This is a genomic window from Nocardia sp. Tas62D01 (assembly GCF_055232035.1).
The window spans coordinates 7,854,033-7,876,736 of sequence record NZ_JBUYUZ010000001.1; the positions used below are offsets into that span (position 1 = coordinate 7,854,033).

Annotated in this window: 24 protein-coding genes and 2 pseudogenes; 11 read left to right on the forward strand and 15 right to left on the reverse strand. The window is 66.2% G+C overall.

The features are described from left to right. Positions 1–10 precede the first annotated feature (10 nt). Together ACV7NQ_RS37660 and dgoD are read left to right on the forward strand one after the other, a co-directional pair. The gene (locus ACV7NQ_RS37660) at positions 11–766 is read left to right on the forward strand and encodes an SDR family NAD(P)-dependent oxidoreductase (protein WP_463363897.1); all 756 of its coding nucleotides are present in this window, start codon (positions 11–13) and stop codon (positions 764–766) included. Further along, entirely contained in the window at positions 763–1,908 is a 1,146-nt protein-coding gene (gene dgoD, locus ACV7NQ_RS37665) for a galactonate dehydratase (RefSeq protein ID WP_463363898.1), read from the forward strand. The genes ACV7NQ_RS37660 and dgoD overlap by 4 nt, the downstream gene beginning before the upstream one ends. Before the next feature lie 21 nt (positions 1,909–1,929). On the opposite strand, the gene ACV7NQ_RS37670 is transcribed toward dgoD, so the two are convergent. Continuing rightward, entirely contained in the window at positions 1,930–2,724 is a 795-nt protein-coding gene (locus tag ACV7NQ_RS37670; protein ID WP_463363899.1) for an aldose epimerase family protein, read from the reverse strand. A gap of 24 nt (positions 2,725–2,748) precedes the next feature. After that, complete coding sequence (locus ACV7NQ_RS37675; RefSeq protein ID WP_463363900.1) at positions 2,749–3,363, reverse strand: alpha/beta fold hydrolase; 615 nt, start codon at positions 3,361–3,363, stop codon at positions 2,749–2,751. Positions 3,364–3,532: 169 nt separating this feature from the next. Between ACV7NQ_RS37675 and ACV7NQ_RS37680 the strand changes: the two genes are divergently transcribed. The 4 genes from ACV7NQ_RS37680 to ACV7NQ_RS37695 all read left to right on the forward strand — a co-directional run bounded on the left by ACV7NQ_RS37680 (position 3,533) and on the right by ACV7NQ_RS37695 (position 7,493). Further along, a complete protein-coding gene (locus tag ACV7NQ_RS37680; protein ID WP_463363901.1) occupies positions 3,533–4,759 on the forward strand; it encodes an IS110 family RNA-guided transposase in 1,227 nt (408 codons plus the stop codon). 51 nt (positions 4,760–4,810) lie between these two features. Continuing rightward, positions 4,811–4,933: a hypothetical protein gene (locus tag ACV7NQ_RS37685; protein WP_463363902.1), complete on the forward strand. Its 123-nt coding sequence runs from the start codon at positions 4,811–4,813 to the stop codon at positions 4,931–4,933. Positions 4,934–5,391: 458 nt separating this feature from the next. Next, positions 5,392–6,366 carry an alpha/beta hydrolase gene (locus tag ACV7NQ_RS37690; RefSeq protein ID WP_463363903.1) on the forward strand — a complete coding sequence of 325 codons (975 nt, stop codon included), beginning with the start codon at positions 5,392–5,394 and terminating at the stop codon, positions 6,364–6,366. A gap of 29 nt (positions 6,367–6,395) precedes the next feature. After that, positions 6,396–7,493 (forward strand): glycosyltransferase, encoded by a 1,098-nt coding sequence (locus tag ACV7NQ_RS37695; protein WP_463363904.1) that lies wholly within the window; start codon positions 6,396–6,398, stop codon positions 7,491–7,493. 183 nt (positions 7,494–7,676) lie between these two features. Here the strand turns inward: ACV7NQ_RS37695 and gndA are convergent, their stop codons facing one another. The 3 genes from gndA to ACV7NQ_RS37710 are packed head-to-tail and all read right to left on the reverse strand — an operon-like array spanning position 7,677 to position 10,879. Next, on the reverse strand, positions 7,677–9,122 hold the full coding sequence (gene gndA, locus ACV7NQ_RS37700; RefSeq protein WP_463363905.1) for an NADP-dependent phosphogluconate dehydrogenase: 1,446 nt from the start codon (positions 9,120–9,122) through the stop codon (positions 7,677–7,679). A 46-nt stretch (positions 9,123–9,168) separates the two neighbouring features. Continuing rightward, positions 9,169–9,621, reverse strand: a complete 453-nt coding sequence (locus ACV7NQ_RS37705) for a helix-turn-helix domain-containing protein (protein WP_463363906.1) — start codon at positions 9,619–9,621, stop codon at positions 9,169–9,171. Beyond that, a complete protein-coding gene (locus ACV7NQ_RS37710; RefSeq protein WP_463363907.1) occupies positions 9,572–10,879 on the reverse strand; it encodes a class I SAM-dependent methyltransferase in 1,308 nt (435 codons plus the stop codon). Before ACV7NQ_RS37710 ends, ACV7NQ_RS37705 begins: the two co-directional genes overlap by 50 nt. 26 nt (positions 10,880–10,905) lie before the next feature. Here ACV7NQ_RS37710 and ACV7NQ_RS37715 point away from each other — a divergent pair, with 26 nt between their 5' ends. Further along, entirely contained in the window at positions 10,906–11,118 is a 213-nt protein-coding gene (locus ACV7NQ_RS37715; RefSeq protein ID WP_463363908.1) for a hypothetical protein, read from the forward strand. 267 nt (positions 11,119–11,385) lie between these two features. On the opposite strand, the gene ACV7NQ_RS37720 is transcribed toward ACV7NQ_RS37715, so the two are convergent. The 3 genes and pseudogenes from ACV7NQ_RS37720 to ACV7NQ_RS37730 all read right to left on the reverse strand — a co-directional run bounded on the left by ACV7NQ_RS37720 (position 11,386) and on the right by ACV7NQ_RS37730 (position 12,646). Next, positions 11,386–11,799, reverse strand: coding sequence for a TIGR03668 family PPOX class F420-dependent oxidoreductase (locus tag ACV7NQ_RS37720; RefSeq protein ID WP_463363909.1), 414 nt, complete (start codon positions 11,797–11,799; stop codon positions 11,386–11,388). A gap of 55 nt (positions 11,800–11,854) precedes the next feature. Next, a pseudogene (locus ACV7NQ_RS37725) lies at positions 11,855–12,360 on the reverse strand (nucleotidyl cyclase domain-containing protein). 19 nt (positions 12,361–12,379) lie between these two features. Further along, complete coding sequence (locus ACV7NQ_RS37730) at positions 12,380–12,646, reverse strand: alpha/beta fold hydrolase (RefSeq protein WP_463363910.1); 267 nt, start codon at positions 12,644–12,646, stop codon at positions 12,380–12,382. 516 nt (positions 12,647–13,162) lie between these two features. Here ACV7NQ_RS37730 and ACV7NQ_RS37735 point away from each other — a divergent pair. Beyond that, on the forward strand, positions 13,163–13,582 hold the full coding sequence (locus tag ACV7NQ_RS37735) for a CBS domain-containing protein (protein ID WP_463363911.1): 420 nt from the start codon (positions 13,163–13,165) through the stop codon (positions 13,580–13,582). A gap of 102 nt (positions 13,583–13,684) precedes the next feature. After that, positions 13,685–14,251, forward strand: coding sequence for a hemerythrin domain-containing protein (locus ACV7NQ_RS37740; protein WP_463363912.1), 567 nt, complete (start codon positions 13,685–13,687; stop codon positions 14,249–14,251). A gap of 399 nt (positions 14,252–14,650) precedes the next feature. Here the strand turns inward: ACV7NQ_RS37740 and ACV7NQ_RS37745 are convergent, their stop codons facing one another. The 3 genes from ACV7NQ_RS37745 to ACV7NQ_RS37755 form a co-directional block, all read right to left on the reverse strand. Then, the gene (locus tag ACV7NQ_RS37745) at positions 14,651–14,884 is read right to left on the reverse strand and encodes a hypothetical protein (RefSeq protein ID WP_463363913.1); all 234 of its coding nucleotides are present in this window, start codon (positions 14,882–14,884) and stop codon (positions 14,651–14,653) included. A 562-nt stretch (positions 14,885–15,446) separates the two neighbouring features. After that, positions 15,447–15,644, reverse strand: coding sequence for a hypothetical protein (locus ACV7NQ_RS37750; RefSeq protein ID WP_463363914.1), 198 nt, complete (start codon positions 15,642–15,644; stop codon positions 15,447–15,449). 208 nt (positions 15,645–15,852) lie between these two features. Next, on the reverse strand, positions 15,853–16,602 hold the full coding sequence (locus tag ACV7NQ_RS37755) for a PIG-L deacetylase family protein (protein WP_463363915.1): 750 nt from the start codon (positions 16,600–16,602) through the stop codon (positions 15,853–15,855). A 220-nt stretch (positions 16,603–16,822) separates the two neighbouring features. Here ACV7NQ_RS37755 and ACV7NQ_RS37760 point away from each other — a divergent pair, with 220 nt between their 5' ends. Next, positions 16,823–17,023 (forward strand): hypothetical protein, encoded by a 201-nt coding sequence (locus ACV7NQ_RS37760; RefSeq protein WP_463363916.1) that lies wholly within the window; start codon positions 16,823–16,825, stop codon positions 17,021–17,023. 17 nt (positions 17,024–17,040) lie between these two features. Here ACV7NQ_RS37760 and ACV7NQ_RS37765 read toward each other — a convergent pair. Beyond that, a pseudogene (locus ACV7NQ_RS37765) lies at positions 17,041–17,251 on the reverse strand (DUF6480 family protein). Between the two features lie 1,173 nt (positions 17,252–18,424). Between ACV7NQ_RS37765 and ACV7NQ_RS37770 the strand changes: the two are divergent. Beyond that, positions 18,425–19,492 carry an NAD-dependent epimerase/dehydratase family protein gene (locus ACV7NQ_RS37770; RefSeq protein WP_463363917.1) on the forward strand — a complete coding sequence of 356 codons (1,068 nt, stop codon included), beginning with the start codon at positions 18,425–18,427 and terminating at the stop codon, positions 19,490–19,492. Between the two features lie 11 nt (positions 19,493–19,503). On the opposite strand, the gene ACV7NQ_RS37775 is transcribed toward ACV7NQ_RS37770, so the two are convergent. Genes ACV7NQ_RS37775 through ACV7NQ_RS37785 form a run of 3 tightly spaced genes read right to left on the reverse strand, consistent with a single transcriptional unit; the run spans position 19,504 to position 22,585 of the window. Next, positions 19,504–20,529, reverse strand: coding sequence for a sensor histidine kinase (locus ACV7NQ_RS37775; RefSeq protein ID WP_463363918.1), 1,026 nt, complete (start codon positions 20,527–20,529; stop codon positions 19,504–19,506). Continuing rightward, positions 20,522–21,235 carry a response regulator transcription factor gene (locus ACV7NQ_RS37780; RefSeq protein WP_463363919.1) on the reverse strand — a complete coding sequence of 238 codons (714 nt, stop codon included), beginning with the start codon at positions 21,233–21,235 and terminating at the stop codon, positions 20,522–20,524. Before ACV7NQ_RS37780 ends, ACV7NQ_RS37775 begins: the two co-directional genes overlap by 8 nt. Before the next feature lie 6 nt (positions 21,236–21,241). Beyond that, positions 21,242–22,585 carry a hypothetical protein gene (locus ACV7NQ_RS37785; RefSeq protein ID WP_463363920.1) on the reverse strand — a complete coding sequence of 448 codons (1,344 nt, stop codon included), beginning with the start codon at positions 22,583–22,585 and terminating at the stop codon, positions 21,242–21,244. Between the last annotated feature and the right edge of the window lie 119 nt (positions 22,586–22,704).

The following is a 22,704-nucleotide window of genomic DNA, read 5'->3' on the forward strand; positions in this document are numbered from 1 at the left end:
GGGAAGACCATTGAGTCGTCTGGCAGATCGGGTCGCGGTCGTCACCGGAGCCGCGTCGGGCATCGGTGCGGCCACCGCGCAGCGCCTCGCCGCCGAGGGAGCCGCGGTCGTTATCGCCGATATCGCCGAACCAGCGGGACAAGAGGTCGCCGCGAAGATTCGCGCCGCCGGTCACCGCGCAGAATTCGTCTGGTGCGACGTGACTCTCGAGGCGGCGTGGGCCGACCTGCGAGATCGGGTCAACGAGCTGTTCGGGCCGCTGGACTTCTTGTGCAGCAATGCGTCCATGCAGGCCACCGTCCCGGCGCACGAGCTGACACTGCGGGCCTGGGACGAGGGTCTTGCGGTCAATCTGACGCCACTGTTCCTCGGTCTGCACACCTTCATCGACGATCTGCGTGCCAGGAACGGCAACGTGGTCGCGATCTCCAGCGTGCACGCGCAATTCGGGCTCCCCGGCTATCCGGTCTACGCCGCCGCAAAGGGCGGGCTGACCGCATTGGTCCGGCAACTCGCCGTGGAGTACGGACCGTCCCGGGTGCGGGTCAACGCCATCCTGCCCGGCCCCATCCTCACCCCGGTCTGGGACGACGTGGACGACGAGGGGAGGCAGCTGTCGGCTCGGGCCACCGCCCTGGACCGAATGGGTGCACCCGAGGAGGTCGCGGCCGCGGTCGCCTTCCTCGCCTCCGATGACGCGTCCTTCATCACCGGCACCAACCTGGTCGTCGACGGCGGCTGGAGCGTGCGAAAGGAGTCCCGGTGAAAATCACCGCACTGACCACCTATCTGGTCGCGCCGCGCTGGTGCTTCCTGCGGGTCGACACCGACGAGGGCATCATCGGCTGGGGCGAGCCGGTGATCGAGGGCCGTGCGCATACGGTCGCCGCCGCCGTCGACGAGTTGGCCGACTATCTCGTCGGCAAGGACCCGATGAGCATCGAAGCGCACTGGCAGGTGCTCACCAAGGGCGGCTTCTATCGGGGTGGACCGATCCTGTCGAGCGCGGTCGCCGGCATCGACCAGGCCCTGTGGGACATCACCGGCAAGGCGCTCGGTGTCCCGGTCTGGCAGTTGCTCGGCGGCGCGGTCCGCGATCGGATTCGGGTGTACAGCTGGATCGGCGGCGATCGGCCCGACGACGTCGCGCAGGCCGCGCTCGAACGAAAACAACAAGGCTTCACCGCGATCAAGATGAACGGATCGGCCGAACTGGACCTGATCGACACGCCTCGGGCGACGCTGGACATCGTCGATCGGGTGGCCGCGGTGCGGGAAGCGACCGGTGACCAGTTCGATATCGCCGTCGACTTCCACGGCCGCCTGTCCATCCCGATGGCGCGGCGCGTGCTACCCCTGCTCGAGCCCTATCTGCCGTTCTTCGTCGAAGAGCCACTGGTACCGGAGGTCAGCAACCAGATCGGTGAAATCACCCGCGCCACAAGCATTCCGATCGCCACCGGTGAACGGCTGTACTCACGCTGGGACTTCAACACAGTGCTCGACCAGGGCATCGCCGTTATCCAACCCGACCTGTCACACGCGGGCGGCATCTCCGAGGTACGCCGGATCGCCGCGATCGCCGAAAGCCGTGATGTCGCACTGGCCCCGCACTGCCCGCTCGGACCCATCGCGCTCGCGGCCAGCCTGCAGGTCGGGTTCGCCACCCCGAACCTGCTCATCCAGGAACAAAGCCTGGGCATCCACTACAACACCGGATCCGACCTGCTCGACTACCTGGTCGATCCGACCGTTTTCGCCTACCGCGACGGTTACGTCGGCCTGATGCATGCGCCCGGACTCGGTATCGAGATCGACGAACACGCGGTCGCCCGTGCCGCCGAGACCGGGCATCGTTGGCGCAATCCGGTCTGGCACCGCAAAGACGGCTCCTTTGCCGAATGGTGAATCAGGCTGTGGGGGAGTGGCTTACAGGTGTCGCCAACTCCACACTGATTCGACCTCCAGCGGCGTGCCGGGCGTAACGAGGCGCGGCATGGTGTTGAGGCCATTAGGCGGACCCGACTGCGGTTCGACGCACACCGCCTCGTCCTTCATGTCGAATACGACGACCCATTGCTCGGGGCTTTTGACGTTCAGCTCGAGGAACTCCGGCCAGGTGAGCGTGACGTCGACACCATCGGGCATACCGAAACAATCGTCCCAGGGGCCAGGTTTCGGTTCGATCCGATGCCCGGTGGGCAGATAATCGGCGCCCCGCTCTTCCTGCCAGCTCGGCGAGAAATCGATCGTCACCGGTCGGCCGCCTGGTATCGGCTGGCAATTGAACCACGGATGCCAACCGGCCTGTGCTGGAAAAGCATCGGAATATGCGGTCACACCGAGTTTCAAGGTGACTCGGTTCGGGGCGACCGAGAAGGATTGCGTCACTCGACCCTCGAACGGCCACGGATCCGCGAGTTCATGGGTGAGGACGGTGTCGGTGCTGGAAGCCTTGGCCACCTCCCAATGCCCGTCGCGGGCGGTGCCGTGAATCGCGTGCGGGGGCGCGTTGAGCGGTAATTGGTGGACGGTCGAGCCGGTGGTGAAGCGGCCCTGCCTGATCCGGCCACACCAGGGAGCCATCGGGAAGCAGCCGAACTTGTCGCCTTGGCGTAGCAACTCTGTGTCGCCGACGGTGAAACTGCGAATCCGCCCGCCACTACCGGCGGATATCGTGAGTCGAGCGTCGCCTGCGGTGAGATTTATATCGTCAGCGGTCATCGGGGACGATCCTATCTGTGACCATTACACACCCGCGGCGCACATCGCCCTACCGGAGTGCGCGGCGTAGAAATCGATAGCGGCGAACGTGGCCTCCGGTTGTTCGATATGCGGTAGGTGACCTGCCTCGGGAATGGTTTCGAGGCGTCCGTCGGTGAATGCGGAAGCATACGCGGCGCCGTAGGCCGGGGTGGCGATGCGGTCGCTTTCGCCCCAGAGCAGCAGGGCCGGCACGGAAACCGTTGCCAGTCGGCCGAATAGGTCTGGGTCGTGCATGTACGGATCGCCCGCGAAGAGGCGCAGTGGCGCCATATTCGCTTGGCGTGCGGCTAATTGTTCGACGGGAATGTCGGCGGGGTCTTGGTAGAAGCGTCGCGCATCGTGGTACGAGAACTCGGCGACGCCGCGAGGATCGAGGGCGAAGAAATCGCGAATCGGTTCGTCGTCGATCCGGACGCCGACGGCGTCGATGAGAAGGACGCCGCCGATGATGCCGGAGCGGTCGCCCACTGCCATCTCGGCGGCGATCCAGCCGCCGATGGAGGATCCGACTATCGAGCACCACCTAATGGGAGCTACCGGGTCGGTCGGTAGGGCAGACTCGGTGCCGGTAGCCCCGGCAGGTGAGCACTTACGCACCCTGAGCTTCGAGTTCTTGTGTCAGACCGTGCCCCTGCCGGTGGCCGGGAGCGAAACAACTTATGGGATGTCGTGCCCACCAACACCTTTGGTGTGAGCACTGGTCCATTAGGGCGCTGGGTCTCCCGTCGGCTGCTGATGACCGAACCGGCAGATTCAGGAGCACACGATGCTGTTCGTCGGAGACGACTGGGCCGAAGATCACCATGACGTGGAGGTGCAGGACGAACAAGGCAAGACCCTGAAGGCAGCCAGGCTACCCGAGGGCGTCGAGGGCATGACCCGGCTGCATGAGCTGATCGCCCGGTTCCTGCCACAGGATTCCGATCCCGGGCAGGTGCTGGTGTGCATCGAGACCGACCGCGGCACGTGGGTGCGGGCGCTGGTCGCGGCCGGCTACCAGGTGTACGGGGTCAACCCGAAAACCGCTGCCCGTCATCGGGAACTGCTGTCGCTGTCGGGCGCCAAGGACGACAAGGCCGACGCGAAGACCCTGGCCGACATGCTGCGCACCCGCCGCCACCAGCTGCGTCAGGTCGCCGCCGATTCCGACGAGGCCGCGGCGGTCAAGGTCGCCGCCCGCGCGCATCAGACGTTGATCTGGGAACGCACCCGGCACATGCTGCGGCTGCGCACGGCGCTGCGCGAGTACTTCCCGGCGGCACTCGAGGCCTACAAGCCGCTCGGGCTCGCCGGTGCCGACACCCTCGAACTGCTGGGCAAGGCCGCCGATCCCGCCACTGCGGCACGGTTGACGATCGGCCAGATCACTACCGCGCTCAAGCGGGCACGACGCCGCGATATCCCCGCCAAGGCCGCCGCGATCCAGGCGGCGCTGCGCGGTGAGCACCTGGGCCAGGCCGAGATCGTGGCCGGCGCCTACGCGGCATCGGTCCGCGCGACGGTCGCGGTCCTGCGCACCCTCAACGAGCAGGTCAAGATCCTCGAGGGCGAGGTGGGGTCGTGTTTTGGCCGGCACCCGGACGCTGAGGTCTACCTCAGCCAACCCGGCATGGGCGTGATCACCGGCGCCCGGGTGCTTGCCGAGTTCGGCGACGCCGATGGCCGTTACGCCGACGCCAAATCCCGCAAGAACTACGCCGGCACCGCCCCGATCACCCGCCAGTCCGGCAAGACCAAAACCGTCCACGCCCGGTTCGTCCACAACGATCGGCTCGTCGACGCCCTGCACATGCAGGCCGGTGCGGCGATCCTGCACGACCCCGGAGCGCGCGCCTACTACGACGAGCTACGAGCCCGCGACATGAACTACAACGCCGCTCTCCGCCAGCTCGGCAACCGGCTCGTCGGCATCCTGCACGGCTGCCTGAAAACCAAGACTCCCTACAGCCAGCAAGCGGCCTGGTCACACCGCTACCAGCACCTCGCAGCTTGAATTTCCTTGACACCCAAGCTCCTGGGATGTCTGACACCCGAGGGCCAAAAGGTGCTGTCAGCCGGAAACAAGGTCGCCGACGCGGTGCTGGCCGACTCCTTCGCCACACTGTCCGCCGTCGAACGTCGCACCCTGCTCGACCTGCTCGACCGCATCGGCAGCCCTGACCGATAGCTGTCTGTTCCCGAGTTCGAATTCGATAGCCGCGGGCGAGATCTGGTGGTGGCGACGAGCGGGTGGTGTACTACGAGGACTTCAACGCGCTGTCCGAGTGCTGCCGTCGACGCCACCCGGTCGCGAGGTGCGCTAGGTTCGGGTGGCGTGCGGCGCCCGGCTGGGCCGGCCCGCTCGCCGGACTCGAACTCGAAGCGATGTCGCTGCTCGCGCGTGGACCTTCCGCGAACGAACTCGTCGAGCGCCGGGTTTCGGGTCCGGCGCGGTGGAGCGTCGCCGCTGTCGCGCACACCGGAGTTGGAGGACATGAAGATCGACGCGGTTCGTCAGTACCGTACAGAGACTGCAGTGCTAGGCGCGGAATGCGCCATCGAGGCCATGATTCGGCGCAGCCACCACCGACGCGGCGGCGAACTTATCTGGCATCGGCATCCGACCGCGCCCGAACAGCGCGCATCGTGACCGCCCGGATCCGGCTGCTCGTCGTCGCGATGTTCGTCGCGGTGACCATCGGGGCGCCACTGGCCCATGCCGCGCCGCGCAGCGCCGGCATCGCTCGGGTCGAGGCCGTGACCGACCGATGGATGCGCGTGTTTGTCGACTCGCCCGCGATGGGTCGCGAAGTACAGGTCGATGTGCTGCTCCCCGCGGATCGGGCGGCGCCACATCCGATGGTGTATCTGCTCGAGGGCGGCGACAGTCTCCGGCCCGGTGAGAACGATTGGACCGCGCAAGGCGGGGCGGTCGGATTCTTCGCCGACAAGGACGTCACCGTTGTCCTGCCGGTCGGCGGCGCAGGAAGCTTCTACACCGACTGGCACAACGACGACCCGGTCTACGGACGCCAGAAATGGGAAACTCTGCTCACCCGCGAACTACCACCACTGCTGGATAGAGAGTTCAACGGCAATGGCGCCAACGCGATAATCGGTGTGTCGATGGGTGCACAGGCGGCCTTGGCGCTGACCGAGCGCTCCGGTCAGCTGTTTCGCGCGGTGGCCGCCTTCAGCAGCTGCTACGCGACGAGCGACCCGACCGGTCAGACCACGGCGCGGATGATCGTCAGGTCCAAGCGCGGCGATGCCGAGGACATGTGGGGTCCGCCCGACGATCCCGATTGGGCGGCGCACGACGTCGCGGTGCATGCGTCCGGGCTGCGCGGAAAGACAGTGTATCTGGCGGCGGGCTCCGGACTGCCAGGTCCGCATGAAACACTCGACACGCCCAACCTGCCGGACGTCGCTATCAACGGCGGATTGCTTGAAGCCGCGACCGCGCAGTGCACGCGGGCGCTGCAAGCACGCCTACAAGAGGCCGGCATCGCGGCAACCTACGACTACACCCCGCAAGGCACACACAGCTGGCCCTACTGGGTAGACCAACTCGCCCTCAGCTGGCGGACTCTCTGGGGCGCTATCGCACCACCCCGCTAGCAGACTCGCAATCGGACGAAAGGACCCGTGTGCGCGTACTATTCGTCGCCTCCCCGCTGATCGGCCACGCGTTCCCCATGATGCCGCTGGCATTGCATCTGCAATCGACCGGCAACGATGTGCTGCTGGCCACCGGCGGCGACGCGGCGACCGCATTGCGGACAGAACTACCGGTCGAGGCGGTCGCGCCCGCGCTGAGTCTGGCCAAGTCGTCGGTGCGCGCCTACCTCGCGCACCCCGGGGCCGCATTGCGCTCGCTGTCGGGGATGGCCGACGCACAAGCGGGCGCCCGACTGTTCGCACGCGTCAACCGGCCGATGAGCGCACCGCTGACCGCGCTGGCCCGCCGCTACCGACCCGACCTGGTGATCCACGAACCCTTCGCCGCCTCCGCCGCCATCGCGGCGGCCGCCGTCGACGCACCGACGGTGCTGCACAACATCGCGCTCGACCGCGGCGATCACATCCTGCGAGAAACGTTGCATGTCATGCACGTTCGCACTCCGGGCAGCGCCGCAGTGCTGTCGGTCGCCCCGCCGAGCCTGGTGGAGGTACCCGGCTGGCCGATGCGCTACGTCCCTTACGCCATCCCGGGCCCCGATTCCGCCGACTGGTTGCGCATCAGGCCAAAACGTCCGCGCATCCTCGTCACGCGCAGCACCATGCTCGGCGACGGGCCGGACGCCATGCTGGCGTCGTTGATTCGCGCCGCACCGTACGTGGATGCGGAATTCGTCATCGTCCGGCCCAACCGCACACTCGAGCGTGCCCGCAATCTGCCCGACAACGTGCGCACCGTCGGTTGGACGGTCCTGCGCGATGTTCTTCCGTACTGCACCGCCATGCTCAACCACGGCGGTGCGGGGTCTGTCTACGCCGCCCTGCACGCCGGCATTCCACAGATCGCGACCCCCGCCCCAGGCGACCGCAGATGGAACGCGACATTGCTGGAGCGCAGCGGCACCGGACTTGCCGTACCCGCCAGGCGCATCACCCACCAGCACCTGAGCATCCTGATCACCGACGTGACCCTCGCCGCCAACGCAAAGTTCGTCGCCGACGAAATCGCCGCGATGCCTGCGCCCGCCACCGTCGCCACTCGTTTGCCCGGTCTCGCCGGACTGTGACGATCCGCGGCCCCGGAAACAGTGGATGTTTTAGCGCGAGTTCGTTCAGGGCCGCGTCGTTTTCTATGCGGTGCATGGCCGATGGGCCATGCACCGCATGGTTGCACGCGGTGCGGGTTTGCGATCGATGCCGTAAGCGGCGGTAGTGGATGGCCCGATCACCGCCGAACGGTGGTCATGAGGTCAGTCCGCGCGGACTTCGCTGCGGTCACCGCTCCACAGGGTGTGGAACTTGCCGTCCGCGTCGATGCGCTCGTAGGTGTGCGCGCCGAAGAAGTCGCGCTGGCCCTGGGTGAGTGCGGCCGGGAGCCGCTCTGCGCGCAGCGCGTCGTAGTACGACAGCGACGATGCGAACGCGGGCACCGGGATGCCGAGCAGGGTCGCGGTGGACACGACGCGTCGCCAGCTGTCGATGGCCGTCTCGATCGCCTCGCGGAAGTACGGCGCGAGGATCAGGCTCGGCAGTGCCGGATTCTCGTCGTAGGCGTCCTTGATCCGGTTCAGGAAGCGGGCTCGGATGATGCATCCGCCGCGCCAGATCGTCGCCAGGTCGCCGGGATGCAGATCCCAGTTGTATTCCACACTGCCCGCTGCGATCTGGTCGAAGCCCTGAGCGTAGGCAACAACTTTCGACGCATAGAGCGCCTGCCGTATGTCTTCGGTGAACTGCTCGACGTCGGTGGGCTTTTCGGCAAGCGTGCCCGACGCAAGACCGGCCGCCGCCTTGCGCTGCTCACGGGAACCGGACAGCGCCCGCGCGAACACGGCTTCGGCGATACCCGTCACGGGGATGCCGAGATCGAGTGCGGCCTTCACGGTCCAGCGGCCGGTGCCCTTCTGCTCCGCCGCATCGACGATGACGTCGACGAGCGGGCGGCCGGTCTTCGGGTCGACCTGGTTCAGGACCTCGGCGGTGATCTCGACGAGGTAGCTTTCCAAATCGCCAGTGTTCCACTGCGTGAACACGTCGGCGATCTGCTTCGCGCCGAAGCCGAGCGCATCGCGGAACAGGTGGTATGCCTCGCCGATCAGCTGCATGTCGGCGTATTCGATGCCATTGTGGACCATCTTGACGAAGTGCCCGGAGCCGTCGGGACCGATGTGGGTGCAGCACGGTGTGCCGTCGACCTGCGCCGCAATCGATTCCAGCATCGGGCCGAGGGAGTCGTAGGACTCCTTCGGGCCGCCCGGCATGATCGAGGGGCCGTTGAGCGCGCCCTCCTCGCCACCGGAGATACCGGCGCCGACGAAGTTCAGTCCGCGCTCCTTCATCGCGGCTTCTCGCCGAATGGTGTCGGTGTAGAGCGCGTTGCCACCGTCGATGATGATGTCGCCCGGCTCCATTACGGCGGCGAGGTCCTCGATGACGGCATCCGTCGGAGCGCCCGCCTTGACCATGATCAGTACTCGCCGCGGCTTCTCCAACGCCTCGACGAACTCCTCGATGGTTTCGGTGCGTACGAAGTCGCCGTCGTCGCCGTGCTCCGCGAGGAGTGCGTCGGTTTTGGCGATGCTGCGGTTGTGCAGCGCCACGGTATAGCCGTGTTTGGCGAAGTTTCGGGCGATGTTGCTACCCATGACCGCCAGGCCGGTAACGCCGATCTGTGCGCGCGCTGTAGAGGTCGCCATGAATCCCGCTCTCTTCGTTCGACTGGTGTCATTGTCTCGACCTTTTCTACCCCTTCGACGCCACCATGACGAAAACAGCCGCCTGATCCTGCGGCGCAATTTGCTGATCAGGTCGCGCCCGCAGCAGCGCCTGTGCGCGGGTGCCCTCCCGTAGTGATCGAGGCGGCAGTGGGTGAGCGACCCGGGCTAGTCGCTCGATCAGCCCGGCCACGTCCAGGGTGGCCAGGCGGTAGTAGCGGCGACGGCCGTCGTACTGGACGGTGAGCAGTTGCGCCTCACGCAGTTTGGCCAGATGTGCGCTGATGGCCGATTTGCTCACCCCCGCCTCGGCCGCCAGCGCGCTTGGGGCACCCGGCTGGTCGCGGACGCAGCCTGAACCCAGGACGACTATGGAGACACGGCTGGCGAAAATGTTCACGGAGCTGTGCCAGCCGGTCGAGGTTCCCGGGTCATCCCCAAGCGCGTCGGGTCGCAGGCATACCGGCCTCCCCTTGCGCATCCGGCGCTACCCCGAGCACCTGATGGAGCCCGAGCCCGCCGTCCTCGAAGCCCAGCGCCGAGGCCGCCATATAGAGCCGCCAGATCCGTGCCCGTCCTTCGCCGGCGAGTGAAACCGCTTGATCCCAAGCACCTTCCAGATTAGCGACCCAGTTGCGCAGGGTCAGCGCGTAGTGCTCCCGCAGCGCTTCCACGTCGCGCACCTCGAATCCGGCGCGCTCCATGGCGAGCACGACTTCGCCGACATCGATGAGCTCGCCGTCCGGAAACACATAGCGTCCGACGAAGGAACGACTACCCATCGTGGATCCGCCCGCGGAGGAGATCGCGTGATTGAGCAGTCGTCCCTTGGGACGGAGCAGGGTGCGCAGGGTTTCGAAATACTCCGCAGCGCGCTTCGTGCCGACATGCTCGAACATGCCGATCGAGGAGATGGCGTCGAACTCCTCGCCGCGCAGTTCACGATAGTCGGCAAGCCTGATCTCGACGTTCGCGGACAGTCCCGCCTCGGCGATGCGCTTGCGAGCGAGATCGGCCTGAGCCTTGCTGATCGTGACACCGACCACTTGCGCGCCGTAGGTCGCGGCCGCGTGCATCGCCATTGCGCCCCAGCCGCACCCGACGTCGAGCAGGCGCATCCCCGACCGCTCCGGCAGACCCAGCTTGCGGCAGATCAGGTCGTGCTTCGCGCGCTGGGCATCTTCCAGGGAGACCGTGGGATCGGCGCCGCCACTGCCTGCGTCCGCTGCGACGAACCGCGCGCACGAGTACGTCATGCTCGCCCCGAGCACCAGACGGTAGAAGTCGTTGCCGACGTCGTAGTGATGGCTGATCGCCGCCGCGTCACGATGCTTGGTGTGCAGCCGTCCGCGACGCGGCCTCGCCTCCTCGGGCGGTGGCTCGGGGCGTCGACCCAGGGCGCCCAGTTGTCGCGCCGCGCCGATGGCGTGCCACGCGGCGTCGAGGCCGAGGTGGGCGTCGCGTGGCGCCGTCGACTGTAGTGATCGAAGGATCTTGAAAATGTCGCCGTCGAGATCCACTGTGCCGGAGACGAATGCGCGGCCGAGTCCGAGTTCGCCGGGCGCCCACACCAGATGACTCAGCGCGTCCTTGGACCGCACGCGCATCGTGCCGGGGGACTCGCCATCGGGGCGGATCGCGCTGCCATCCCAGAATTCGAATGCCATCGACGGCTGGGACCCGAGGGCGGCTCGCAGCAAAGGTTGAAACGCGGCGGCGACTGTTGCGTTGTTGGCCATATGATCACTATGACCCGCGACGCGCGGTGAGAATCACAACGACTCGGCATTACCGGTCAGGTGCCTCTATATACACGTCCTCCGCCACGCACCACTTCAAGGTGCTGCGCGAGGCGGGCCTGATCCGGCAGTACTACGTCGGCACCTCACGGATGAACGCACTGCGCCGCGCCGAGATGGACGAGGCGGTCCCCGGCCTGCTCGACGCCCTCACCATGCGCCGAGTCGCCAAGCGCTGACTCGGACTGCTGTACTCCGCGCTTGTGAACGGCTGCGCTCGGTATAGGGTGGCGCAGCCCTGCGGGCAATGCGCGGTTGCACTGTCTGATGGCGGTGGATTACGGCCGGATTCGATGCGATACGGCGACGTGTCGCCGCTCCGGGACCGAGCCGACGTCCAGTTTGCATGCGGTGCGCGATTGCGGTCTATGCCGGCCGCAGGGGTTGCCGCAGCCGCGGCCAACTTCGCGTGTGGACTGCCTTGGATCAGGGAGGGCAGTGCCGCGTCAGCTCGAGCTCCATCCCGACCACCGCGTGACGTCGACTGCGATCACGGGTCCTGGCGGCGGCTGTTCGGTGTAGATGGGGTAGCGCGCGGCCAACTGACGCTTCGCCATTCGGTCCTCGTCGGCGCCCGCGATCCGGGCGTTGCCGTCGGCGCGCGCCCACCAGAGCTGTGTCCAGTCATCGCTGTACTGGTCGGCGAGCACGGCGATCGCCGGATTCGCCGCGATGTTTGCCAGCCGTTGCAGTGCGGTGGTTGTTTTCGGCTTCGCGTCGACACTGGTGTAGAGGACACCGTCGACCACGACGAAGACGATCGGGACGATATGCGGTCGACCGGACGCGGAGACGGTGGCCAGCCGTGCCACGGGGCTCGCCGCGAATCGCTGCCGCGCCTCGTCCGGACTCAGTCGCACATCAACCTCCTCGAATTGGCACAGTACCGCGCCACGGCAGCGGCCCAGCAACCGATCAGGTCGCGCGTTCGACCGAGTAAAGGTGATGGCTGCCGCTAAAGCCTTTCAGCGCGACTTGGCGACCCACATCGGCGGCGATGTCCGGCTCGCCGTCGATGTGGTCCCGGACGGTCTGGCTGATCAGGATTTCGCCGCCACCGGCCTGTCCGGCCACCCGAGCCACCATGGCCACGTTTCGCCCGAACAGGTCGTCGCCGCGCCGGAAAACGTGATCACCACGTGGCCGTCCGGCGTCAGCCGGGCGAGGTCCGGGCGTTCGACCTGGGCCCAGTCCGCCAGTTCCTCGATCGAGCTGAGCGCCGCGCCCCGGAATCCCTTCTTGCGCACCAGGTTAGCGGTCTCCCACACCGTCTTCACCGCCTCGCGGCCGCCGTTCATCAAGAGCTGTCGCGAGGCGACCCTGGCCTGCAGGGCCTCGAGCTGACGACGGCTGCGGACGAGCAGCACCGACAGCACGACCAGGCCGACGGCTTCGAGGACGACGACCGCCGCAAGCACCAGCTCGAGTAAAACAGGCCGCTCACGCGACCTGTTCCAGGAATTGTTCTACGCGCGTGGCGAATTCGTCGGGATGAGAGATGTAGAAGTCGTGTCCGGCGCCGTCGATAACGGCCAGTTGTGTATTGGGACGGCGCCGCACTATCTCGATCGCGTGCTCGGCGGAGATGACGCGGCTGTCCGCGCCCCGAATCAGCAGGATCGGCTGGGATCTCGCGGTCCAGTCGTCCCACCGCGCGCCGACGACGTGTTTCTTGACCTCGCGGATGGCCTTTACTTCTACAATCACGGCCAAGTGCAGCGATTCCGATACCGATGACATTCAGGCCCCGCGCCACGTAGCCGATGCGGCCGAGCCAGATCACCATATCCCGGGTGGATCTGGTCATCCAGCCCATCCGCAGATTGTCGATGAAGTCGACCCGCAGACCGCGCAGTGTCAGGGCGACACCGAGTGCCACGATGGCGAGGCCGATCAGCCCGACGACCACGCGCCCGCCGATGATACTGACCATGATCGGATACACGTTCACCGGCCTCTACCTCTTGTTCGGTGGATGACTGCCGACGAGGGTGGATCCGGGCCAGGAGTGCCTTCCGATCCCGCCCGAAACCACTCCGACCGAGTGGCGGCGGCGCTGTGTATCCGGTCGGGTGCGGGGTACATCCGTAGCAGGTCGTCGGCGTGGCGGCGACCACATCGCAACATCGACGACGCAATCGCAGGAACGACACAGTGCCCTGACCGACGCAGTGCCCCTGACCGACGCAGTGCCCATGACCCACACAGTGCAGGAGGACGGCTATGACAATCGCACGAGACCTCATGACGGCGGGCGTGAAATGCATTGGATCCAGTGACACCGTGCTGGACGCAGCGCGGATGATGGCCCAGCTGAATGTCGGCGCGCTGCCGATTTGCGGGCCGGACGACCGGCTGCACGGGATGCTCACCGATCGCGACATCGTGGTGAAGGTGATCGCGCAAGGCAAGGATCCACGGGCCGTGCGGGCGGGTGAACTCGGCCGAGGCGCCCCAGTGACGGTCGATGTCACCGACGATGCTCGGAAGGTCGTATCGATCATGTCGCGGTACCAGGTGCGCCGCGTCCCGGTGCTCGACGGTAGCCGATTGGTCGGCATCATCGCCCAGGCGGATGTGGCGACTGTGCTGGACAACGCCGAGTCCGGCAACGTGGTGGAAGTGATCTCGACCGATTTTTGAGCGACGTCGATCGTCGTTGGGCGTACCGCTGATTGCCAGGTGACTGCCGGGGTATCCGGCTGCCAAAAGACCCCTGTCGTCACGCGAGAGTTGAGGAGCGCCATGAACGAGCGATCACAACAGGACGTCGTCGATCTCCTGACCGCCCAGCACGAGCAGATCACGGCCCTGATGGAGCAGGTGAAGTCGGGCAATGACGCCAAACAGGAGGTGTTCAACGAGCTGGTGCGGCTGTTGGCCGTGCACGAAAGCGCCGAGGAGGAGGTCGTGCATCCAGTGGCCGGGCGTGCCATGTTCGGTGCCGACAATGTGGTGAAGCCTCGACTGGCGGAGGAGAACCAGGCGAAGCACGCCCTTGCCGACCTCTACGACCTCGGTGTCGAGCATGCCGACTTCGATGCGAAGTTCGCCGAATTCGCCGATGCGATAGCCGCTCATGCCGCGCATGAAGAGGCCGAAGAGTTCGTGATGTTGCGCAAGCAGTACTCGGCTCACCAACTCGAACGGATGGCGGGTTCGGTGCGCGCGGCCGAAGCGATGGCGCCGACCCGTCCGCATCCGCATGCGGGAGAGTCCGCGCTGGCGAACCTGGTGGCGGGTCCACCGCTGGCGTTGTTCGACCGGGCGCGCGACGCGGTGCGTAGCTGGCGTCGTGAGCAAGATTTGTGAACCGACGTGCTGGGGGCGGATCCGGTCGCGCCATCTGAGGTGGGGTCGCGGCGTAGGTCGGAGCGTGGTGGGTGGCGTGCGTGCCAGCCTGGCAGGCCACGTTGACCACGCTGTCGGAGCAGGAGTTGTTGGCCTCCAGTATATTTGCGGTGCCGTGCGCATTCGCGGGCAACGGGTTCCGCTTGTTGATAGCGACGTAGGTGGATGCTACGACGCCGCTGATGGACTTTTTCGCGAACCGTCGGCCACATAACCGGACAAGTTATATCCGGTCGCACTACAAGTAGCGTGCGTGACGTCACCACGTCGAGTCTAGCGGGCTGAAACCTGCTGTGGACAACCGAGTTCGTGATGCTGTCCACCCAGGAAGTCGCTATACACCCCCGCCGAGTCCAGCGACTAACCGGTATCGGAGTCCGTGGTCTCCCGAGTGGCGGGGAATCGGCGGTGGATACGGTCGATGTAGCCGCGAATCGCGCGGATCTCGGCGTGGAGTGATCGTAGGTTCTCGGGCGCCGCGCGTTGTGCGAACCGAATCTCTTTGTCCAGTAACCGGAGCCGAGAATCGAGTAGATCGAGGAATATCCGGGCTTGCTCTTCATCGGGATCGCCGAAGAGCGGCGGCGGGGTCATGAGATCTCGTCGAGACGGATGGGCAATGGGCCAGCGACGCCGTGGATCTGTTGCGTCTCTTGATATTCCATAACTCATCGTTGCCCTTTGGTTCGCCGGCGGTCAACCCGAAGGGCACGGTTTGTGCATTTGGTGTGGAGCAGACGGGTGCGAGGCGATCGGAGACGTGCGGTGCGATCGGCAATCGCGATAGCACGATTCGACTGAATATGCGGCCGCCGCGCAACGCCCGGATTTCGGCGACGGTGAGTGCGCCGAGGAATCCGAGCAGAAAGAGAAGGATGAAGAGAATCGTTGCAGTGTCCGCACTGCTGGTCGCCGCCGTCGGGATCGCCGCGGCGTCCGCTGCTGCGACGCCCGCCGCCGATATGTTTGCCGCGGCGGATTCGTGCGCGCAGTGCGTCGATCTCCTGGGTTGCTTCGCGCAGTCGATGGGCAGTCATTCCGGTCATCCGGACGAGTTCTTCCTCCGGTGTATCGCGGTGTGCTGGTTCGGATCCGACGAATGGTCATGGGGATCGGCCTCCTGCTGCTCGTTCGGTCACTGTGGGTCGACGCCCTGTTATTGCGGCCGCACCGATTCCCGGCTGGTGAACACGTCTTCGACGTAGCGGTTGTCGGCAACCATGTGCTGCCACCAGGTTTCGGCGTCGGCGGATGCGCTCGAGGTGTGGCGCAGCATGACGTTCGGGGGACCGGGAGAACGTCGGCCGTATGCGGACGGCGCCGTATGCCTGCGCGGCGTCGTGCTCCTCGGCATCCAGATAGTCCAAATGCCTTGCATCACAACCGAAGTAACAGATTGCCGACGGGATCTGCGCGCCCGCTTCGATCAGCGCGACCCGGTCGCCGATGGCGGCGCGGAACGGCGCGAGCCTGGTGCCCGCCGCCACCATGATGATAGATCTTGAACCGGAGGCAACAGTTGGCCGAACTGCTGGTGGTACCGCTGCGTAACGCGGTTCGGCTCATATGAAGAACGTCTCGTGGCCTCCGGTGAAGCGCTCGATCACATGCGGCGGCCAGATGGGTTGATCGGCAGGGTCCTCGGATACCGCGTGGGTTTGGCTGCGGAAATGCGCGAGAGCGCGCCGCTTTGCCTCGACCGCGGCGCGCGGCAGCGTCACCTTGCGAGCATGGGAAAACGGCACGAGGGGGTGTTCTGGGGTGGCCCAGTGCCACATCCACATCGGGAATTCGAGCAGCCTGGTCGCGGTGCGTGCGCAGGCCACCGCGGCCGCGCGGCCGACCGCTTCGTGGTCGGGGTGGCCGTCGTGACGCCATGTTGTCACACACCACGCGCCGGTACCGCCGCTGTCGGCCAGGATGGTTTCGAGGGTTCGGCTCAGTGCAGTTTCTTCCATCGCGTTCCCACCATTGCTGATGCCGAGACGGATCGGGGGGTCGACGGACAACTCCAGTGCGGCGCGGCGGGATTCCTCGGTGCGAATGGCGGCGAGATCGGCGGGTGAGTAGGTCGGCGAATCAGGGTCTGACGCTTCCCCATCGGTCACCGTGACGACGGTGACGGGTAGGCCGTGTGACCGCGCCAGCGCGATCAGGCCGCCGGCGCCGAGCACCTCGTCATCGGGATGCGGCGCGATGACAATCAACCGGCGCCATCCGGCGACGGGCAGGTGCGGACGGCGCTGTCGCCATGCTGACCAGATCCGGTCAGGTGTGCCGGGGGCGGCGAGGTCGATCAGTGGTGCGGCCATCAGAACTCCTTTTCGACTTGGTCTCGGACCCGGACCGGTGAGATCACGCACCCGATCCGGGTGCCGCCAGCCACCATGCGGTCGACCGAATCGATATCCCTCACCGGTTCGAAGGTGTAGGAAGCGTCCATGGCGTGCGGCTACCCATGCGAACGGGCAGCAAACAAGTAGCGTCGTCGGTAGGGCTGTCTGCCGCGCGGTTGGTGCGGGAGGAGGTCGTATGTCGATTGATCTGCAACCGTTCATCGAGCTGCTCGACTACCCGATGTACGTGGTCACGACCTATTCGAAGGGGCAGTTCGCAGGATGCCTGGTCGGCTTCGCTTCCCAGGTCAGCATTGATCCGCCGCGCTTTCTTGTCGGTCGAGAATTTCACTTTCACCTGTGGCCGCGCGGACACACCATCTCGCCGTGCACCTGATCCGCACGAGAATCCGATCACACGATCGACACGATGATGGCGATCGCTACCACCACGAAGACCAGGACCAGCAGGACGGTCGCGGCGATCCCGGTGCCGGGAAGTGATGCCGAGTGGTGGGCTCGGGCGCCGACAAACCGGAGGTCTGCGGTGTTTCGGGGGAGTCGCACCCGGCGGCACTCCGCCACCCGGTTCGAGGTCGGGTGTCTTGGCCAGATTGGGGTCCATCGAAGCCATCGTTCTCCTAACCATCGTCACGGTCAGACGGCTTGGGTGGGTTGCCTGTCGGTATTTGTGGTTCCGTCGGTTCGCCGGACATCCTTCGATAGACGACCACCGCGCCGACGAGTAGCACGAGGACGATGATCACCAATATCTCCATGTGCGGCGCGTACCCGGCCTCCCGGCAACCAACCAGCGAACTGGCGCGATTGTCAATGGCGGCCGTCGCAGTGTGATCGTCAGCCTGGCGAGATGCTGAACCAGGCCACCGGAAGTTCGCATGCGTAGCAGGAACGCGCCGTTTACCGTAGCGGCGATGGCCGCGGTGGAAGGAAGCTGACAGCGCAAGCACTCTGGAACGGAGTTGACCCGCCCGGCGCCGCTGACGCGTAGCCGGGCGGGTCGCTTCCCCGTGCGCCGCGCGGACGCCGCCACGTCCCACGGCCGCTTCAGCATATTCAGGAACTCGATGTTCGACTGGTTAGACACTCCCTAATGCGCCATATCGCCGTGCGCTCCGGCGACCCGGATTGCGTGATCGCCAGCAGATGCTGGGGTGAACCGTTCTCAGCGGACGCGGACCCTCTCGTAGGTGAAGGACCCGGCGGCGTGATCGATGGCAGACACCGGTTGGTCGAGGATGTGCACCGCGGTGCGCCGCCCGGTGGGTGCCATGGAGCGGTTTGCGCAGCACGCGCTGCAGGTCGGGATGTTCGAGCCAGAGGACGCCTGCTGTATGTGCGTCGAAACATGTCGATGACAAGTAGTTGTCGACTGCACCACCGGTGTAGTCGCAGCCCTGCACCGTGTCCCAGGGCAGGAAGACGGATCTGGTGTCCATCTACCCAAACGAACTCTTCCCGACTGCCCCTCCGTGATTTCGGTTGTGCCGGTGGCGTATTGGGTGAGAGCTTGGGCGTCGGCGAGCACGCATCGTTGCTGTCGGTCGCGTCACAGCGCCCGGCGCCGGGTGCCGGGTGCTGTCAGGGCGTCGTGACTACAGGTGTCGGGTGGCGCCGCGAGGTCGTGACAAAAGTCTGACGCGATGGGCGCGCCACGCGGCGACACGGTGGTGAGCAGGCAGGATCGGATCATGACTTCAGCTCTGGTACGGAATCTCGTGATCGCTGTTGTCCCGTCGGCTGATGTGTGGGTTTGCGACCAGCCGTTGGACAGGGCTTGAGCGCGGTGCGTGTGTTGTTGACCGGCGCGGCCGGTTTCATCGGGTCCCATATCCACAGCGGTTTGGTCGCTGCCGGCCATGATGTGGTCGCGGTGGATGCGATGCTTGCGGCCGCGCACGGGCTCGGGGCGGTGACGCCCGATGGTGTGGGGCATGTCGACATCCGCGATCGCGACGCGTTGGAAGTATTGCTGTGCGGCATCGATGTCGTCTGTCATCAGGCGGCGGTCGTCGGTGCCGGGGTGAGCGTTCAGGACGCCCCTGCTTACGCCAGTCACAACGATTTCGGCACGGCGGTGCTGCTTGCCGCGATGGATCGGGCCGGGTGCCGAAGGCTGGTTCTGGCGTCCTCGATGGTGGTGTACGGGGAAGGCAGTTACCGCAGTGAGCGTTGCGGCAGGGTCGAGGTCGGGTCACGCCGCCGAGAGGACCTCGACGCCGGGATCTTCGAACACCGCTGCCCAGAGACCCGCAAGTTGCTCGGCTGGGACTCGGTCGGTGAGGATGCGCCGCTGCGACCACGTAGCTTGTATGCCGCGAGCAAACTGGCGCAGGAAAACTATGCGGCGGCATGGGCGTCCGGGACCGGGGCGTGTGTCACCGCACTGCGCTATCACAACGTCTATGGCGATGGGATGCCGAGGAATACCCCGTATTCGGGTGTGGCGGCGATGTTCCGTTCGGCGCTGGAGGGCGGACAGGCGCCGCAGGTGTATGAGGACGGCAAGCAGGCCAGGGATTTCGTGCATGTCACCGATATCGCGGCGGCGAATATCGCGGCTGTGGAACGACCGCTGCACGGCTTCGTTCCGCTCAATATCTCCTCCGGGCGTCCGATCACGATCGGAGAGGTTGCTGCGGTGCTGGCCGCCGCGCGTGGTGGGCCGGAGCCTGTGGTGACCGGTCGCTGTCGGGCGGGCGACGTGCGTCATATCGTTGCCGACCCTGAACGGGCAAGGCGCGAGCTGGGATTCGCTGCTCGGATCGACCCGGTCGAGGGTCTCACACGGTTCGCGTTCGCGCCGCTGCGGCCGACTGCGGGAGTCGGTGCGCCGACGGTGTAGCGGCGGTGATTTCAGTTGTCGGTCAGTGGGAGCCGGACTTCGAATCGGCAGCCTTGGTCGCGGTTTTCGGCGGTGATGTCGCCGTGATGAGCTTCGACCAGGCCGGCGGCGATGGCCAGTCCCATGCCACTGCCAGTGGGGATACCGTCGGCGGCGACGGGGGAGCGTGCGGCGGTGCCTCGGTAGGCGACCTCGAAGATGCGGGGCAGGTCTTCTTCCGCTATGCCAGGGCCGGTGTCTTCCACGCGAGCCCAGGCATGGTCGTCGGCGGCGCCTGCGGAGATCGCGACCTGACCGCCCGGCGGTGTGTGCGCGATGGCGTTGGAGACGAGGTTGGTCAGTACTCGGCTGAGCGCGTGGTCGCTGGCGGCGACCACGATCCGGGAGTCGGGTTGTTCGGCGTGCAGTGCCACTTGGGCGCGTTCGGCGGTGGGGCGGTTGGCGGCGAGCACCTCGTCGATGAGCTCGCGCAGATCCACCGGCTCCAGTTCGAGTCGCAGGGCACCGGAGTTGATTTTCGACATCTCGAATAGGTCGTCGACCATGCGCGAGAGCCGATCGGTTTCGGTTCCGATTTGTTCGGCGTAGCGCATTACATCGGGTGTGCCGGTGACGACACCGTCCGACAGTGCCTCGGCCATGGCGCGGATACCGGCCAGCGGCGTGCGCAGGTCATGGCTGACCCAGGCGACCAATTCCCGGCGGGAGCGTTCGGCGGCCCGTTCCTGTTCGCGGATCTGCTTTTCCCAGACGGTCTTTCGCGCTTGCTCGCGGCCGAGTAGGAAGGCTGTGGGCACGGTGACTGCGGCAACGACGGCAAGGACGATGGCGGTGCGCTGGAGTTCGTGGGTGAACATCAGCCCGCTGACCCCGATGATGCCCGCGAGTGTCGACAGCGTCGGGATCAGCACAAGCACCGCCATGCTGGTTGTCAGCGAGCGATTGCTGGTGATGCGCAGAAGTATTGCGCCGATCACGACTACCGGTACCGAACAGGCCAGCGTGTAGAGGATGAGCTGGGTGGTGTCCTCAGGCATCGGAACCCCCCTGTTCGGCGCTGTTGCGTGCCCAGGCATACCCGCATCCCCACACTGTCTCGATCCGGTGCCGGTCGCGTAGTTTGGCGCGTAGCCGCTTAATGTGCACCGTGACCGTGGACAGATCGCCGAAGTCCCAGCCCCACACTTGGGCAAGCAGATCCTCGCGGGTGAACACTTGCTGTGGGTGCCGCAGCAGGAAGACCAGTAGGTCGAATTCGCGTGGGGTCAGCTCCACGGGCCCACCGTCCACGAGCACCAGCCGGAAGGTTGGGTGCACCTCGATAGCGCCGTCGCGCAAGACGGTTCGTTCGGTCTCAGGTACCTGCCGTGACCTGCGCAGCACCGAGGAGACCCGCAACGCGAGCTCGCGCGGGCTGAACGGCTTGGTCACGTAGTCGTCGGCCCCGGCTTCTAAGCCGAGCACTCGGTCGTCCTCGTCACCGAGCGCGGTGAGCAGGATGATCGGCGTGTGCGGCCGTGGTCCGGAACGCACCTCGCGGCAGATGTCGATGCCGTCCGGGGCGGGCATCATCACATCGAGTACCGCCAGCTCGACCTCGCCGTCCGGCACGCTGTTGCCGGCCAGTGCGGACAGTGTGGTGGGGCCGTCGCCGGTTTCGATCACTGTGTGCCCGTCCCGTTCGAGGTAGCGCCGCACCACGTCCCGGATCACCGGATCGTCGTCTGCGATCAGAATGCACATAGGCGGTCACCAATTCGTCAGGATCGTGTGGGCTATCAGTAGTGTGCCCAGCGCTTGCACGGCGAGCCAGGCGCGGGCGGTGGATCGGGGCAGGAACGCGGTCGCGGCCAGCAGCCACATGTCGAACGGCAGCCAGATGCGTTCGGTCTCGGCCTTGCTCAATCCACTGGCATCCGCAAGCAGGACCGCGCACACGCCCGCGGTCACGAGCAGCGCGGCCGGGTCGAGCCCCCGCAGCTTCGATCTGGACAGCGCCCGATGAGTCGCTGCCGCGGACGCGAGGCCGATCGCGCAGACTGTCGCGGCGAGGTTGGCCCACCACCAGTACGCGAACGGTCGCTCGGAGGCGATGCCTTGGTAGTAGCGTTGCACCACCAGGTGATAGCCGTCGAGCCACCAGAATCCCGAAGCGGTGAACGCGACGACCACAAAGAGCGCGCCGCCGAGCGCGGGCAACACCGGCCGTGCGGTCCGGCCCGCGATGAGCACGGCCAGCGCGGGGATCACCATGAGCGCCAGTCCGTAGCTGAGGTAGAGCCCGGCAGCGAACAGCACACCGGCCGCACCGGCAACGATCGGCGGGCTCGTTGGCCGAGTGGCGAGAGCGAGTAGAGCAACTGCCCACGCGGTGACGCCGGCGAACATCGCATCGGCGGAGACCGCGAGCCACAGCGCGGCCGGTGCCAACAGAAGGAACGGCAGCGCGACCCGGGCCCGGTCTTCGGCGCCGAGTGCCCGCAGCGTGACCGCGACCGCTACCGCGGCACTGCATCCGATGAGTGTGCAGGCGGCCCCTGCCCACGCGCCACCGCCGAGACCTACTCGATCCAGCAGCACGAAGAACAACAGCGCACCCGGCGGGTGGCCGGAGACGTGCGTGGTCCACGAGTCCGGTTGGAAATCCAGGATCCGGTCGGAGAACCCGCGCAGCGTCGCCGCAATTTCTGTGGCGCCGCCTACCTCATGCAGGTATTCGTTGGAATCGGTGAGCCTGCTCGCGAATCCGCGCTGCCAGCCGTCGACCATGGCGAGCGAGAACGCCCACGCGAGCGCCATTAGCCACGTCACCGCCAGAAGCGTTCGCCAGGGTAGACGCACGGCCGCCGTGGGGCCGTAGATCACCACCACTGCCGCAACCCCGACCGCTGGCACTGTGCCCCAGCCGATGTGTGGCAACCAGTTGCCGAAGATAGGCGCCGCGCCCGCGTACAACGAGCGGCGCCACGGTTCGCTCGCGATTCGCGGAATCAAAAACCCCGCGGTGACCAGCGCGCCTGCCAAGGCCGCGCCGATGATGTCGCCGCGCAATCCTGATCGCGGCCTGATCGCGGCCTCGGTGACGTCTTGCACGAGTCTCACCCTAGGTCTGCGCTTCGGCGGTGATTGCCGATCTGGCTGCTCTCGCGGTTGCCGTCATCGTTTCGTCACAGGTTTTCCGGTCTTTCGGCAACCACTGGGGCTTAGCGTCG